The sequence below is a fragment of the Polaromonas sp. YR568 genome (assembly GCF_900116715.1).
Lineage (GTDB): Bacteria > Pseudomonadota > Gammaproteobacteria > Burkholderiales > Burkholderiaceae_C > Polaromonas.
This window is the reverse complement of record NZ_FPBM01000006.1, coordinates 268,966-284,418: the sequence shown is the minus strand read 5'-3', so window position 1 is coordinate 284,418 and position 15,453 is coordinate 268,966. Positions and strand designations below refer to the sequence as shown.

General features: G+C 62.8%; 14 protein-coding genes. 3 read left to right on the top strand and 11 right to left on the bottom strand.

All coding sequences use genetic code 11. From position 1 onward, the window contains the following. Positions 1-63: 63 nt before the first annotated feature. From BM408_RS14990 to BM408_RS14965, 6 genes are all read right to left on the bottom strand, one after another. A complete protein-coding gene (locus BM408_RS14990) occupies positions 64-705 on the bottom strand; it encodes a hypothetical protein (protein ID WP_092130661.1) in 642 nt (213 codons plus the stop codon). Then, a complete protein-coding gene (locus tag BM408_RS14985) occupies positions 689-2,050 on the bottom strand; it encodes a sialidase family protein (protein ID WP_254774831.1) in 1,362 nt (453 codons plus the stop codon). Before BM408_RS14985 ends, BM408_RS14990 begins: the two co-directional genes overlap by 17 nt. A gap of 45 nt (positions 2,051-2,095) precedes the next feature. Next, complete coding sequence (locus BM408_RS14980) at positions 2,096-3,073, bottom strand: beta-ketoacyl-ACP synthase III (RefSeq protein WP_092130660.1); 978 nt, start codon at positions 3,071-3,073, stop codon at positions 2,096-2,098. Positions 3,074-3,076: 3 nt separating this feature from the next. Continuing rightward, positions 3,077-4,189 carry a phosphate acyltransferase PlsX gene (plsX, locus tag BM408_RS14975; protein WP_092130659.1) on the bottom strand — a complete coding sequence of 371 codons (1,113 nt, stop codon included), beginning with the start codon at positions 4,187-4,189 and terminating at the stop codon, positions 3,077-3,079. Between the two features lie 85 nt (positions 4,190-4,274). Continuing rightward, on the bottom strand, positions 4,275-4,457 hold the full coding sequence (gene rpmF / locus BM408_RS14970; protein ID WP_007873878.1) for a 50S ribosomal protein L32: 183 nt from the start codon (positions 4,455-4,457) through the stop codon (positions 4,275-4,277). A 230-nt stretch (positions 4,458-4,687) separates the two neighbouring features. After that, entirely contained in the window at positions 4,688-5,236 is a 549-nt protein-coding gene (locus BM408_RS14965; protein WP_254774829.1) for a YceD family protein, read from the bottom strand. A gap of 25 nt (positions 5,237-5,261) precedes the next feature. Between BM408_RS14965 and BM408_RS14960 the strand changes: the two genes are divergently transcribed. Both BM408_RS14960 and BM408_RS14955 read left to right on the top strand, forming a co-directional pair. Continuing rightward, the gene (locus BM408_RS14960) at positions 5,262-5,894 is read left to right on the top strand and encodes a Maf family protein (protein ID WP_092130657.1); all 633 of its coding nucleotides are present in this window, start codon (positions 5,262-5,264) and stop codon (positions 5,892-5,894) included. Continuing rightward, the gene (locus tag BM408_RS14955) at positions 5,891-6,658 is read left to right on the top strand and encodes an SAM-dependent methyltransferase (protein WP_092130656.1); all 768 of its coding nucleotides are present in this window, start codon (positions 5,891-5,893) and stop codon (positions 6,656-6,658) included. Before BM408_RS14960 ends, BM408_RS14955 begins: the two co-directional genes overlap by 4 nt. A gap of 68 nt (positions 6,659-6,726) precedes the next feature. Here the strand turns inward: BM408_RS14955 and BM408_RS14950 are convergent, their stop codons facing one another. Genes BM408_RS14950 through BM408_RS14935 form a run of 4 tightly spaced genes read right to left on the bottom strand, consistent with a single transcriptional unit; the run spans position 6,727 to position 9,971 of the window. Continuing rightward, positions 6,727-7,785 (bottom strand): S49 family peptidase, encoded by a 1,059-nt coding sequence (locus BM408_RS14950; protein ID WP_092130655.1) that lies wholly within the window; start codon positions 7,783-7,785, stop codon positions 6,727-6,729. A 21-nt stretch (positions 7,786-7,806) separates the two neighbouring features. Next, positions 7,807-8,172, bottom strand: a complete 366-nt coding sequence (locus BM408_RS14945) for a Rieske (2Fe-2S) protein (protein WP_092130654.1) — start codon at positions 8,170-8,172, stop codon at positions 7,807-7,809. Between the two features lie 24 nt (positions 8,173-8,196). Continuing rightward, positions 8,197-8,856, bottom strand: coding sequence for an HAD family hydrolase (locus tag BM408_RS14940; RefSeq protein WP_092130653.1), 660 nt, complete (start codon positions 8,854-8,856; stop codon positions 8,197-8,199). A gap of 41 nt (positions 8,857-8,897) precedes the next feature. Then, positions 8,898-9,971 (bottom strand): RluA family pseudouridine synthase, encoded by a 1,074-nt coding sequence (locus tag BM408_RS14935; RefSeq protein ID WP_092130652.1) that lies wholly within the window; start codon positions 9,969-9,971, stop codon positions 8,898-8,900. Between the two features lie 741 nt (positions 9,972-10,712). Between BM408_RS14935 and BM408_RS14930 the strand changes: the two genes are divergently transcribed. Beyond that, entirely contained in the window at positions 10,713-13,871 is a 3,159-nt protein-coding gene (locus tag BM408_RS14930; protein WP_092130651.1) for an Rne/Rng family ribonuclease, read from the top strand. A gap of 274 nt (positions 13,872-14,145) precedes the next feature. On the opposite strand, the gene BM408_RS14925 is transcribed toward BM408_RS14930, so the two are convergent. Next, a complete protein-coding gene (locus BM408_RS14925) occupies positions 14,146-15,435 on the bottom strand; it encodes a heme biosynthesis HemY N-terminal domain-containing protein (protein ID WP_092130650.1) in 1,290 nt (429 codons plus the stop codon). Positions 15,436-15,453: the final 18 nt, after the last annotated feature.

The following is a 15,453-nucleotide window of genomic DNA, read 5'->3' as shown; positions in this document are numbered from 1 at the left end:
TTTCAAATTTGCAGCCATTTTAAGAACATGAACCGGGACTTTTCTTGCAGCGCAGACTGCGAGTCAAGACAACGAAGGAGCGGCTCCGCCGCGCGCAGTCCTGAATCGCGCCAGCAGTTGCCTGCCCGCCATCTTGAAACATTGAAAAATTGCACCCACAGCGAGCCACGGATCAATGAGATAGTCCCAGAGATTGGTGCTTTCAAGAACACCTGAAGCCCACGCAAGCAGCCCAATGGCAATCAGCATCGGCAGCAACCGCAAACCCCTGCCCCAGCACATCAATGACAGTATGAAAAGCACGGCCCACATGCCCGTCGAGCCCCAACCCAGACGATAAGAATCCCAGTCACCCCAACCCAGGGCAAACGGATATAGCAGCAAGGCGCCAGCGGCAAAAACCAGATTCATGGCATTTCGTTCGCGATCACTTACAAGGCGAACGCCACACAGACGCTGATAGATGCCCACGCACGCGATGACTACCAGAGAAATACTCAGGTCAGAGCTAATGCCCCGTACATAGGCCACCAGTGGCAGGTGTGCAGCCCCAACCGGACACCACATCAGCACAAAAAATATCGCCGTCGCCCATTTGGCCCACAGCGTTACACCGTGGCGCCAGGCCAGCAAGCGCAAGAGTCCGGCGCACAGCACCAGATCAATGCACAGCAATGCCATCAGGTCGTTAAGGGGTGGCAACACGGCTTGTTACCGCTGGCGCGGCCTGAAAGGGTTGAAGGGGATCAAGCCGGACATGCTTGATCCGCGTACGGTGCCAGGTGTAGACGAGATGGAGGTAGCCATCACGGCTTTGCAGCAGGTAGGGATAAGAAAACTCCTGGGCACAGACCTGCTCAACACACAGCTGCCGCCTGGCGCTGGCCACGTAAGCGCGAGTCTGGTCTTCACTGGCGCCGCGGGCCTTGAGCTCTTGCGTGAGCAAGCGCTCGTAGTCTTGAAGGGAAGTGCGCACCTGCGGGGTCGCGGAAGACTCCACGATCCATGGCGTGACGCCATCAAAGGATGCGCCGGGGCCCGATGCAAGCAATGCCAGCACTTCGCGATTGCGGGGCTCCGGATTCAAAGCCAGCCAACGCGTCCCGGCATTTGTCACAACACCAGCCAGCGCCGAATCGGGATTAGGCCAGGCGCTGGCATGGGTAGAAGACCAGGTCTTGCCTGCATCAGTCGTCTGCGAAGCCATCAGCGCCGTAGCGGTGCCCGAACGCATGTAGACATCCGCCTCCTGAGGCCCCTTCACCAGCACAACCGGCTGGAGGCTGGTCTGGCTGCCGGGAATGCGTATCTTGTCGACTACCTGGCCCTGGGCGTTGATCCGCACCATCTCTCCGAATTTCGTGATGAACTCGTGATAGACCGGCAAGCCAATCTGGCCGTCCTGAAAACTCACCGGAGCCCCTTTGACCAGGGTGCTGATATTGAGGAAAGGCGACGTCACCAGGCGGCGCGGCGCACTCCAGGTCTCACCTTCGTCGACTGATCGCGCCCAGGTGATTGAGCTCCCGGCCCACCCACCCAGCGACACGTTGACCATCCAGATACAGAGTGTCCCGTCCGGTGCACGGGCGATGACGGGGTTGCCGAGCTTCTTGACGTAGCGCCAAAGGCCTTGCTGAAGTTGTTGCCGGTCAAACAGCGTGCTTTCAGCGCTCCAGCGCAAGCTGGCGGGATCCATGACAGAGGTCTGTATGGTGACGTCCCTGGCGCCTTCACGCGAACCGGAGAACCAGACAGCCCGCAAGCGGCCATCGTTCAACTCCACAAGGGAGGCCGCATGCACGGCCTGGCCAGGAGAGGAAGAAACAAACTGGGCGTCAAACCGGAAACGGCCGTCGGGTGAAAGCTGTTGCGATGGCAAACCCACGCGTGGTGGAGGCTTGGGGGCTTCAGCCAAGGGGCTGGCAGACTGCACCGCAAAGGGAGAAGCCGGCGCGCGCTGCAGGATTTTCCATCCGGCCAGGGCAAAGGCGACCACCAGCACGGCAGCTGCAATGCGGTCCCACGCACCGGATGGTTTGAAGTTCAAATGCCCACCTGTCTGTGAAAGCCTGGCAGATGGGTGCGAGCCATCTCAGTACTTGAGAAGCACCGCACCCCAGGTGAACCCGCCGCCCACGCCTTCGAGCATCAGGGTGTCACCCTTTTTGATCTTGCCGCCGCGCACAGCCGTATCCAGCGCCAACGGGATCGATGCGGCAGAGGTGTTGCCATGCTGGTCGACCGTGACGATCAACTTTTCGAGCGGCATTTTCAGTTTCTTGGCCGTGCTCTGCATGATGCGGATATTGGCCTGGTGCGGGATCAGCCAGTCAATGTCGGCGTCGGTAAGGTTGGCCTTGGCCAGCGTGGCGCGGGCGGCGCTTTCCAGCACGCCAACAGCCAGCTTGAAAACAGCTTGACCGTCCATCTTGAGGAGCGGGTCTCCCAGAATCTGGCCACCCGACACATTGCCCGGCACACACAGGATGCCGACGTGCTTGCCGTCGGCATGCAGGTCGCTGGCGAGGATGCCCGGCGTGTCCGATGCCTCCAGCACCACGGCGCCAGCGCCGTCGCCGAACAGCACGCAGGTGGTACGGTCCGAAAAATCGAGAATGCGGGAGAACACTTCGGCGCCAATCACCAGCGCCTTGCTGGCCGAGCCAGTCCTGATCATGGCGTCGGCCACGGTCAGGGCATAGACAAACCCGCTGCAGACGGCCTGCACATCAAAGGCTGCACAACCCGCGATACCCAGCTTGTTCTGCAAAATGCAGGCGGCGGACGGAAACACCATGTCCGGCGTTGAGGTCGCAACAATGATGAGGTCGATGTCGGAAGCCTGGAGGCCTGCGGCCTGCAAGGCATTTTTGGCCGCCTCCACGCCCAGGTCGCTGCTGGTCACGTCGGGGGCCGCAAAGTGGCGGGCCCGGATGCCGGTGCGCTCCACAATCCATTCGTCAGAGGTTTCAACGCCCCGGGTAGCCAGGTCGGCAGCCAGTTCGGCGTTGGTCAGTCGGCGCGGCGGCAAATAGCTGCCGGTGCCGGTGATTCGTGAGTAACGGGTCATTAATTAGTGTGCCGGTGTTGAAACTATTGAGTCAACTGGCATTGAGGAGGCCTCGGCAGGCGTATCGACGGAAGGTGCTGCCTGCGCCGCAACCAGCAAAGGGGCCGCGTGGGCAATACGTTCACGCACTCTCTCAAGCAAATTGTTCCGAGCCGCATCATAAGCCCGATTCAACGCCCTCTCAAAAGCAAAGGCGTCGGCCGAGCCGTGACTTTTGAATACCAGGCCTTGCAGGCCCAGCAGAGCCGCGCCGTTGTAGCGCCTGTGGTCAACCCGGTTTTTAAACGCAGTTAACACCGGATAAGCAATGATGGCGGCAATTTTCGTCAGAATATTGCGAGAGAACTCCGCCTTGATGAAGCCGCCAATCATGCTCGCCAGGCCTTCACTGGCCTTCAACGCGACATTACCCACGAAACCGTCACACACGACGATATCGGTCGTTCCCTTGAAAATGTCATTGCCTTCGACATTTCCATAAAAATTCAGATCACCCGAGTTAGAGGCAGATCGCAGCAATTCACCTGCTTTTTTGATGACTTCACTGCCTTTTATCGCCTCTTGACCGATATTCAGCAAGCCGACACTGGGCGTGGGATTGTCGGTGATGGCCGCTACCAGGGCGGACCCCATCACCGCAAACTGCAGCAGATGGTCTTCGGTGCAATCGACATTGGCCCCCAGGTCGAGTACGGTGGTGGCGCCGCCCAGGGCATTGGGCAACTGGGTGGCAATGGCCGGACGGTCTATGCCTTCCAGGGTTTTGAGCACATAGCGGGCAATGGCCATCAGCGCACCGGTATTGCCGGCAGACACTGCCGCCTGGGCCGCGCCGTCCTTGACCTGGTTCATCGCCACCCGCATGGACGAGTTCTTTTTCCGCCGCAGGGCGATCTCGATCGGGTCGTCCATGGTGACGATCTCGCTGGCCGCAACGATCTGGCAGCGGTCATGCGATTGAAGGCGGGCAAACAGGGGATGGGTCGCCAGGACTTCAGGCTGGCCCACCAGCACCACAGACGCGTCCGGGTGGCCGCCCAGAAAAGCCAGGCTGGCCGGAACGGTGACGGCGGGGCCGATATCCCCGCCCATGGCATCGACAGCGATCCTGATCATGGGGCGACCGGTGCAGTCAAGATTTGGAATTCAGGCAAAAGAAAGGCCCGCAGGATAAGTGCGGGCCAGTGCTTAAAGCGTGGAATTACGCTTCAGATTTGGTTTTCAGCACCTTGCGGCCACGGTAGAAACCGGTAGGGCTGATGTGGTGGCGCAGGTGGGTTTCGCCGGTGGTGGATTCCACGGCAATGCCTGGCACGGTGAGTGCGTTGTGCGAGCGGTGCATGCCGCGCTTCGAAGGTGACTTTTTGTTCTGCTGGACGGCCATGATCCGCTCCTGATGGGGTGTAAGGTTGGTAAATTACGCACCAAATTCTTGAGTTCAGATAGCTGGACCTGGATATCGGGCCATAGCAATCCTATAAGCCGTATCACCGCATTGGTACGCGAAGCCTTTGATTATAGCTTGAAGCGGGATACTTTTCATCCCTGCGGTGTCGGCCGGCCAAATGTCGATGAAAGCAGGCGCCTTTCAGAGATAAATGTAATTCTAAATTACTACTTTTTTGTCTTGAGCTGTGCAAGAACGGCAAAGGGATTTGGCTTTTTGCCTGAATCTGGGTCGCCGGCCACGTCAGCTTCCCCGGCCTGCAGCTTGGGCGCAACCGGGCACTGCTCATGCATCGGCACCAGGGGCAGCGCCATCAACAGCTCGTCTTCCAGCACGGCAAGTAAATCGAACTGGGGCTCCATGACGAGCAAATCCTCTTCGGACTGGTCGTCTTCGGCCATGGCAATCTCTTCGGTGGCCACAAAGCGGTACCACTGATCGACCTCTACCGGCGTCTCAACAGCAGCCATGCAGCGCTGGCAGGTCAGAGGCACGGTGGCCTCAGCCGTCAGGTGCAGCCACACTTCGTCGTCGGCACCGGCGCGTGGGCGAAGTTCTCCCGTCGCCTCCCATTTCACGGTCGAATCAGGCTGCAGCCCTTGCGTCTCCTGCGCAAGGCGCTCCATTTTTTGTAGCAGAGTGCTTTCGGTCAGCGCCACGCCATCCTGGGCGAACGCTTTCATGTTGAGCCGGTTGGCTTGAAGGGGTCTGGACATGAATGCAGTGTAAGAGAATCGGGGCATGACCCTTGCCCCCGATTCCACCACCAACCGCCCTCTCGTACTGGGCTCGACCTCCCGCTACCGCCGTGAACTGCTGGAGCGCCTGCACATTCCTTTCAAGGTGGCCGCACCCGACGTGGACGAGACCCCCCGGCCCGGCGAAGCCCCGCGCGCACTGGCCGAGCGCCTGGCGCTCGCCAAGGCCCACGCGGTGGCGACGACGTTTCCGGGAGCTGTCGTCATCGGATCGGACCAGGTGGCGGACCTCGACGGCGAGCCGCTCGGCAAGCCGGGCACCCACGAAAAAGCCGTGGCGCAACTGCGCCGCATGCGCGGGCGCACCGTGATTTTCCAGACTGCCGTGGCCGTGGTGTGCCTCGAGAGCGGTTACGCGGCGCAAAGTCTGGCGCCGGTGAAAGTGAAGTTCCGTGACCTGAGCGACGACGAGATCGAACATTATTTGCGCATAGAGCAACCCTACGATTGCGCGGGCAGCGCCAAAAGCGAAGGCCTGGGCATCGCGCTGCTGGAGTCCATTGAGAACGACGACCCGACCGCGCTGGTCGGACTGCCCTTGATCCGCACCTGCCGATTGATCCAGGCCGCAGGCGTGAAATTGCTGTCGGGTATTCCGGCAGGAGACCGGCCATGAGCGCCGCCGCAAAAGGCAAGCTCTACCTCGTGCCCGCCCCGCTGGATTTTGGCTGTGACGTGCAAGCGCCGCTTCAGGATGTCATTCCTTTGCAGACGCTGCAAATCGCGGCGCGGCTTTCCTTCTGGGTCTGCGAAAACGCCAAAAGCACACGCGCCTACCTGAAACGGATTGACGCGTTGCACCCTCTGAGCGCCGCCTTGCAGTCGCAGCAAATCCAGGAGTTGCCGCGCGAAGTCCACAAGAAAGGCGACCACACAGGCAACTTCGATGCGCGGCCTTTGCTGAAGGCCGCCCTGGAAGGTCACGACATGGGCCTGGTCAGCGAAGCCGGTATGCCCGCCATTGCCGACCCGGGCTCTTCAGTAGTGCGCGCCGCACACGACCTGGGACTGGAAGTGGTGCCGCTGACAGGCCCGATGTCGCTGATGCTGGCACTGGCTACAAGCGGCCTCAACGGCCAGAGTTTCGCCTTTGCGGGTTACCTGCCCCAAACGCCGGCTGAGCGCGTTCAGCGCATTCGCGAACTGGAGTCGCTGGCACTCAAGTCCGGCCAGACCCAGCTCTTTATTGAAACGCCTTACCGCAACGCCGCCCTCTTCCAGTCGCTGCTGCAAACCCTGCAGGCAAACACACGGCTGGCACTGAGTTGCGGCCTGACCATGAGCACGGGCTGGTCGCGCAGCGCGCAAGTCAGCACCTGGAAGCGCGACAAGCTTCAGGCGCCGCTGGATTTGCCGACTGTGTTCTGCATAGGCCGCTAAGGAAAAAGCCCGCGTACTGCGGGCTTTTTTCGAAGGGCCCCTCACTTTGCGGGCCCGGCTTGATCTTTTTAGCGAATCGCAGGAATCGCCTTGAATGCCTTCATGGCGCCTTCACCCATCGCCGCGCCAAACTTCTTGGCCAGCCGCTCAGCCACGTTGTCGCGGCGGGTGTAGTCGATGATCTCGTCGGTTTTCACCACTTCACGCGCCACGTAGTCCAGGTTGCCCAACTGGTCGGCCAGGCCGAGTTCCACTGCCTGCTGGCCGCTCCAGAACAGGCCGCTGAACATTTCAGGCGTCTCTTTCAGGCGCTTGCCGCGGCCGGCCTTCACCACCGTGATGAACTGCTGGTGAATCTGGTCCAGCATGGTCTGTGCAAACACGCGCTGCTTTTCGCTTTGCGGGCTGAACGGGTCGAGGAAACCCTTGTTTTCGCCGGCTGTCAGCAAGCGGCGCTCCACGCCCAGTTTGTCCATCAGGCCGGTAAAGCCGAAGCCGTCCATCAGCACACCGATGCTGCCGACGATGCTGGCCTTGTCGACATAAATCTTGTCGGCCGAGACAGCGATGTAATACGCCGCCGACGCGCAGGTTTCTTCCACCACCGCGTAAACCGGCTTCTTGTGTTTGGCCTTCAGGCGCAGGATTTCGTCGTTCATCATGCCGGCCTGCACAGGGCTGCCGCCGGGGGAGTTGATCAGCAGCACCACGGCCTTGGCGCCATCGTCTTCAAAGGCCGCACGCAGCGCCGCATTGACGAACTCGGCGCTGGCATCGGCCCCTGCGGCGATCTCGCCCTTGATTTCAACCACGGCCGTGTGCGGCACGGTCGCATCACTGGCGGGTGTACCGCGGTGCAGCGCCATCCAGACCAGCGCCACAAAGAATGCCAGCCAGGCCAGGCGCACAAAGGTCTTCCAGCGGCGCGTGGCCTTTTGCTCATTCAGTGATGCAAACGCCAGTTTCTCGAGCGTGGCACGCTCCCAGCCGGGGGCGCCTGCGGCGTCCGCTGCGGATTTTTTCGAGGATGTATGGGGAGGAAGGGATTCGGGCTGGTTGGGCCGAAAGTCCGACTCGCGCAACAAATCTGGGTCCATCGGGGGGTCGGGGCGGTGAGGATCGTTCATGTTCACTAGTTTAGAGAGGTATTAGAACTGTAGCGGCTTCAGGTTGTAAGCAGAATGCCAATAAACAACCCCCTCGCTTTCTGAAAGTTGAATTTTGACCAGCCCGCCCTGGCACGGGCCGCCTGCGCACTGGCCGGTGTCAGGCCGGTAGGCGGCGCCATGGCTGGCGCATAACAGCCACTGCCCCTGGTCGTCAAATACCCGGTTAGGCTGCCAATCCAGCTCCATCGCAACATGTGTACAGCGGTTGAGGTAAGCATGCGCAATGCCTTCAAAGCGCACGGCAAACGCACGGCAGGTCTGCCCGGCATAAACCACATCGAACGGCACCGCCAGCCCGCCCTCGAGCAGGTCGCGGGTATTGCACAGGGCCAGCCGTTCATCCATTCTGTGATCGCCTGGACCTAGTGTCTAGCCGTTGGCCAGCAGCCAGTCGTGCAACTCCTGCACCGAATGCGCGACATGCCGCGGCGACAGCGCAGTGAACGCTTCCGGCTCATGCGCCCCATAACTCACGCCCACGCTGGGGCACCCGGCGTTGACGGCCATCTGCAGGTCGTGTGTGGTGTCGCCCACCATCAACACCCGTGCAGGGGCTACGTCAAACTCCGCCATCAATTCGCGCAGCATCAGCGGATCGGGTTTGCCCGCCGTTTCATCGGCCGTGCGGGAGCCGTCGAACACGCCTTTGAGTTCCACCGTGCGCAGCACTTCGTCAAGCCCGCGGCGTGACTTGCCGGTCGCCACTGCCAGCAGGTGGCCGCGCGCCTTCAACGCATCGAGCAAAGGCAGCACACCTTCAAAAAGGCTGAGGTCGTTGAAGTGCGCTGTGTAATGGTGGCGGTAACGCTCACCAAGCTGCGGGTATTTTTCAGGCGGCACATCGGGCGCTGCGTGGGCCAGCGCCTGCATGAGCCCCAGACCGATGACGTAACCGGCCTCCTTGTCGGTCGGCACCGTGCCGCCTACGTCACGCACCGCGGCCTGGATGCAGCGCACGATGATCTTGGTCGAATCAAACAGCGTGCCATCCCAGTCGAAGGCAATCAAATCAAAATTTCGGGTTCGCATTGGCCTATTGTCACCCGGGGTGGCGCCACCTTGCAGCAGCGTTAAGCCATGTCCTCAGGCGTTGCGGGCAAAAATTGCTGCAACTCGGGCGGCAAGGGCGCCTGCAAGTGCACGACCTTGCGCAGTTTGGGATGGTTGAACTTCAGACTCCAGGCGTGCAGGAACATACGCTTGAGCGAGACCGCACCGGCCGCAGACTTCTGCAAGGCCCGGTTCAACTCGAAGTCACCGTATTTGTCGTCCCCGGCAATCGGGTGGCCTTCGTTGGACAGGTGCACGCGGATCTGGTGTGTGCGGCCGGTCTTGATGGTGACTTCCAGCAAGGTAAAAGGTGTCGCGGGCGCCAGCGGGCTGGCGGGAAAGGCCGATTTCACCTTGACCAGCGTCACCGAGCGCATACCGTCGGGATGCTCATTGGGCACCACCTTCACACGCCGCTCGCCGTCGGGCAGCAGGTATTTGTGCAGCGCTTTGTCGATCACGCGGTGATTGGCCGGCCAGTCGCCGCTGACCAGCGCCAGGTAGACCTTGTCGGTTTCACGCTCCCGGAATTGTTCTTGCAGCAGCTTGAGCGCCATGCGCCGCTTGGCAATCAGCAGGATGCCGCTGGTTTCGCGGTCCAGCCGGTGCACCAGTTCGAGGAAATCAGCTTCCGGCCGAGCCATCCGCAACTGCTCGATCACGCCAAAGCTCACGCCACTGCCGCCGTGCACGGCCACGCCGGCCGGTTTGTCGATGGCCAGCACAAAGTCATCTTCAAACAGGATGGGAAATTCGCGGGACGGGGCATAGCCACCCGTGGTGGAGCTGGCGCCGTGCCGGGCGATTTCCTGCGCCATGGCTTCAGCCTTTTGCCCGGCCCGTTCGGACGTGCGCACCGGCGGCAGGCGCACGATATCGCCCGCTTCCACCCGCGTGTCGGCCTGCGCCCGGCCTTTGTTAACCCTCACTTCACCGCTTCGGATGATGCGGTAGACGTGGGTTTTGGGCACGCCCTTGAGCTGGCGGATCAAAAAATTGTCCAGCCGCTGGCCGGCGTAGTCTTCGTCTACCGTCACCAAAGTGGCTTGGGGCGCCGGTGGGGCCGCCACGGGCTGGGCGGGCGCCGGGCGCATGGGTTCGGGCCTGGGCCCGGGTGCTTTCACGGCGGCCGCAGGCGGGCGGACTGGTGTTTTCCCCGGTCTCCTTGCCTTGCCTGTCGCTGCCCCTATAATGTGTTTCACTAGCGATACGCTGTAAGTGGTTGATTTGTCTGGAGTTTAGTCCACACAGGTCCCCCGCCCTCAAAAGGCAAGCAAGCAGCCTCGCTGGAAGGTCGATGCCCACGCCGGTAATTGCCCGCAAGCGACGAGTGCCAGGCACCTCGCGGCAGGCGTATTACACGGTAGACGAGTCGACGTTTTGCGAACACAACTACGGAATACAATGTGTGCAGCCCCCGTCGCGAACATCGTGCACAAAGGGCTGCATGCGGATCCAGCCGAGATCAAGTCCTTAACGGGTAGCCCTCTGATGACAACACTGGTCAGTCTGATTTATATGTGCCTGCAGCGCTTCACGGAATTCGTGAGCCCTGCTTTCGGCATAAATCAGCCGCCAGCCCTTGTACAGTGGGCGCAAGCAGCTACTTTCTTTGTAGCACCCACCCGTTTGACCCCTGCTCGCTCCATCCACGCGCCTACGCCCAGACCACGTCGCTGACCGATTCATTTCGGTTGGCCGCGCGCTGTCAAAAGCTCTCCGGCAATTCCTCCACGTTCGCACCGCGTCCCTCCGGCGTCGTTGGCCCATTTTGGGCATGTTGATTGGTGTTTTGAGACAACATCAAAAACGAAGAACGATAAGGAAGGCTACCCATGAAACGGATGCTGGTAAACGCCACACAGGCGGAAGAACGCCGTCTGGCGATCGTCGATGGACAAAAACTCCTCGACTACGAAATTGAAATTGAAGGACGCGAACAGCGCAAGGGCAACATCTACAAGGCCGTCGTCACGCGCGTCGAGCCTTCGCTGGAAGCCTGCTTCGTCGACTACGGCGAAGACCGCCACGGCTTCCTGCCGTTCAAGGAAATCTCCAAGCAATACTTTGCCCAGGGCGTGCCGGTCAGCCAGGCGCGCATCAACGACGTCATCAAGGAAGGCCAGGAACTGCTGGTCCAGGTCGAAAAAGAAGAACGCGGCAACAAGGGCGCAGCCCTCACCACCTTCGTCTCCCTGGCCGGCCGCTATGTGGTCCTGATGCCCAACAACCCGCGCGGCGGTGGCGTCAGCCGCCGTATCGAGGGCGAAGACCGGGCCGAGCTCAAAGAGAACATGGACCAGCTGGAATATCCCAACGGGATGTCCATCATTGCCCGCACCGCCGGTATCGGCCGCAGCGCGCCTGAGCTCCAGTGGGACCTGAACTACCTGCTCAAGCTCTGGACCGCCATTGACGGCGCCGGCAAGGGCGGCAAGGGCGCTTTCCTGATTTACCAGGAATCCAGCCTCGTGATCCGCGCGATCCGCGACTACTTCAACAGCGACATCGGCGACATCCTGTTCGACACCGACGACGTCTACGAGCAGGCCAAGCAGTTCATGGCCCACGTGATGCCCGAGCACGAGCACCGCGTCAAACGCTACCGCGACGACGCACCGCTGTTCAGCCGCTTCCAGATCGAGCACCAGATCGAATCGGCCTACGCCCGCACCGTGCAGCTGCCCTCCGGCGGCGCCATCGTCATCGACCACACCGAAGCACTGGTGTCCGTCGACGTCAACTCGGCCCGCGCCATCAAGGGCGGCGACATCGAAGAAACCGCCACCCGCACCAACCTCGAAGCCGCCGACGAAGTCGCGCGCCAGATGCGTTTGCGCGATCTGGGCGGCCTGATCGTCATCGACTTTATCGACATGGAAGAGTCGCGCAACCGCCGCGACGTCGAAAACCGCCTGCGCGATGCGCTGCGCCAGGACCGCGCCCGCGTGCAGTTCGGCACCATCAGCAAGTTCGGCCTCATGGAAATGAGCCGCCAGCGCCTGCGCCCTGCCTTGTCCGAAGGCGCATCCATCCCCTGCCCGCGTTGCGGCGGCTCCGGCCATATCCGCGACACCGAAAGCTCGGCGCTGCAGATCCTGCGCATCATCCAGGAAGAGTCCCTCAAGGACAGCACGGCCTCGGTGCTGTGCCAGGTTCCGGTCGATGTGGCGTCTTTCCTGCTGAACGAAAAACGCTCCGAAATCGCCAAGATCGAAGTCAAGCAGCGCATCAACGTGCTGCTGGTGCCCAACAAGACGCTGGAAACCCCCAACTACCGCCTGGAACGCCTGAAGCACGACGACCCGCGCCTGGACAACATCGCCGCCAGCTACAAGATGGCCGACGAAATCGAGGACCCGACCACCGTCACCCGCCGCAGCCAGGAAAAGCACAACAAGCAGGAACCCGTCATCAAGGGCGTGCTGCCCGATGCACCCGCGCCAGTGGCCCCGCCCAAGCCGGAACCTGTGCCGCAGGCAGCGAAGCCCCAGGCCCGCACCGCACCGGCAGCTCCCGCAGCGCCTGCAGAAAAAGGCTTCTTCGGCTGGATCAAGAGCCTGTTCGGCGGCGCGGAAGCACCCGCCCCGGCGCCTGCCGCTAAGGAAGTGAAAAAAGACGAACGCGGCGAAGGCCGGCGTGAAGGCCGCGACGGCCGTGGCGGCGAACGCGGTGAGCGTTCTGACCGCGGCGGTGAACGCGGAGGCCGTGACGGCCGCCGTGGCGGCCGTGGCCGCAGCGAAGGCCGTGGCGGTGAAGGCCGCGGTGAGAACCGCGAAGGACGCGAACCACGCCCAGAGGGCCAAGCCCGTGGCGAAGGCCGCAATGAAGGCCGTGGCGGCGAACGCCGCGAGCGCAACCCCGAAGGCCGCAACGAAGGCGGCCGCCAGGAACGCGCAGCCGGTGAAACCCGTGGCGAAGCCCGTCCCGACAACGCCGGTGACCAGCCCCGCAGCGAAAACGCCGGCCGCGAAGGCCGCGGCCGCCGCGAGCGCAGTGAACGTGGCGAGCGTAACGAACGTGGTGGTGAACGCGGCGGCGAGCGCATCCAGCGCGACGCCGTCGAGCAGGACCTCGCACTGGCCAACCAGGCTGCCATGGCTGCCGCCATGGGCGGTGAAGCTGCTGAGCCGCGCCAGGAACGCGCGCCGCAAGACGGTGAACGTCCACAAGGCAACCGTGAGCCGCGTGGTGAGCGCGGTGAACGTGGTGAAGGCCGCCGTGAACGCGGCGACCGCAACGGCCGCCGTAACGACCGCCGCGGTGACCGCCCTGAAGGCGCAGAAGGCCAGAACGCCAATGCCGAAGGCGCAGCAGGTTTCAACCCTGAAGCCGCGGCAGCCCCGGTGCTGGACGAAGCCGGCAACGTGATCGCACCGGCGCAAAACGGCCAGGGCGGCGACGAACAACGCCAGCCGCGCGAACGCCGCAGCCGCGACCGTTATGGCCGTGACCGCCGCGAACGTGGTGAAAACGGTGAGCGCAACGAGCAAGCTCTAGAGGCCGGCGCAAGCGCCGCCCAAGGCGAATTCTCGGAGCCAAATCAGCCGCAAGCCCAGGAGCAGCGCCCGCAAGCCGCTCCTGAATTTGTAGCAGATGCCGCAGTGGCTGCTGCTGCCCCCGTAGCAGCGCCCGCGCCTGTCTACGTGCCGCCTGTCGCCGTTGCCGCACCGGCACCGGTAGCAGCGCCAGCCCCCGCGCCGGCTCCAGCCGCCGCACCCGTGGCTGCCAGCCTGCCCAAGGTTCAGGCCTATGACCTGCCCCTGCAGGACCTGGTTCAGGTCGCACAGGCATCAGGCTTGCAGTGGGTCAATTCCGACGCCGCCAAGATCGCCGAAGCCAAAGCCGCCATCGCGGCCGAAGTCAAACCGGTGCACGTGCCGCGTGAGCGCCCACCCCTGGTGGTCGCCGACGAAGGCCCGCTGGTGCTGGTCGAGACCAAACGCGATCTGGGCGCCGTGAAGCTGCCTTTTGAGCAATCGGCCGGCCAGTAAGCCCCGACCTCTGCCGCACGCGCGGCAGCCCATAAAAAAGGCCCGCACATGCGGGCCTTTTTCTTTGCCTCGCCGGGATTCACACCGCCGATACACGGGAGTCACAAAGAAGCAGCTGGTGACGAAGCCTGAGGACGTGCCGGGCACCTTGCCATGGGCAGTCGTGTCGCGCCCGACGAGAGGCGGCGAGAAAGCTGTCTTTCAGCGGTGCTGCGCGCTAAGCAATGGCCACGGCGAGGACCCAAGCAGCCGTTAAAGGCCCTGAGCCAGGCGATTAAAGCTGCGCAGCCCGCTTGTAAGCCTGCGCGGCGGCCGCTTCGTCTTCACGCTGCTCAGCCAGCAGCGCCAGGGCACGCCAGGCATTGCGGTGCAGCGTCACGTCCTGCAGGGCCGGCGCAGCCTGCGACAGCAACTGGCGCGACTTGCCCCAGAGCTGGCGGCTCAGGCACGCCATGCCGGCCAGGTATTGCAGATTGGCGTCGCGCGGGCGGCTCAGTTGCGCGGTTTCGATGCGGGCCAGCCATGCGGCGTCGATCGAATCGAGGCCGGCTTCCAGCACGGTGATCAGCTTGATGCGCAGGTTGTCGCCCAAGTCCGAGCGCGGCTGCATCATGCGGTCCCAGACCTGCAGCAGCCAAGAGCGTGCCAGTTCAGGGTCGCCGTGCAGCGCCATCAGGCGCGAGGCGGCATGCACCACCAGCTCGGGCATGGCGCGTTCACTTTCGTCGAGCGAGAACCAGGCCTGCTGCAATTGAGCGGGGTCATGCGCGTCGTTGAGCAGCTCCAGCGCCAGGCCACGCACAATGCTTTGCGCCGCCGCTTGCGAAAACGCGCGGTGCTTGGCCAGCAGGCGTGCGGTTTCCAGCGCTTGCGAAGTTTGCCGCGCTTGCCGTGAGGCGCGCAGCTTCATGCGCAGGGCCAGCGTGCGGCGCGACGCGCCTTGCGGCAGCTGCGCCAGCCAGTCGAGTGCGGCGCCCGCATCGCGGTCGTCCAGCGCCCAGCGCGCCGCGCGGAACTGCACGCCTTCGCGCACCTCTTGCGCATGGCGCGGGGCCGAGCTCTGCAGCGACAGCTGCAGGTGCTGGTCGCGCAGGCTCTTGTTTTGCAGCGACTGCGCGGCCTCGGCCACCAGCAGGTGGGCCAGCGAGCGCAGCTGGTTGCCGCGGCTGGCGCTATGGCCGGTCACGTGGCCAGTCTGGTCGGCCAGCAGGCCCAGGCTTTTTTCCTGCGCCAGCGCGTTTTGTGCTGATTTGGTGGAGCGGATGTAACGGCCGGCCAGCAGGTGTGCCAGCGAATCCATCAGGGCGCCGTACATGGCGCGCTCTTTTTGCTGGGCGCGCCAGCGGCGGGCTTCAGCCGGTAGCGAGAACACGGCCGACACCGCACGCAACGCCAGGTACAGCACCATGAAAACGCCCGCCAGCAGCAGCACCACCAGGTTGAAGGAAATATCGACGCGGTGCGGCGGCCAGAAGATGGTGACCACGGCCTGGTTGTTGCCCGCGAACAGGGCCACGGCCACCGCCACGCCAAAAAGGGCCAACAGCCAGAGAGCGGCGCGCATGCTTGTGTCCTGCTTTTT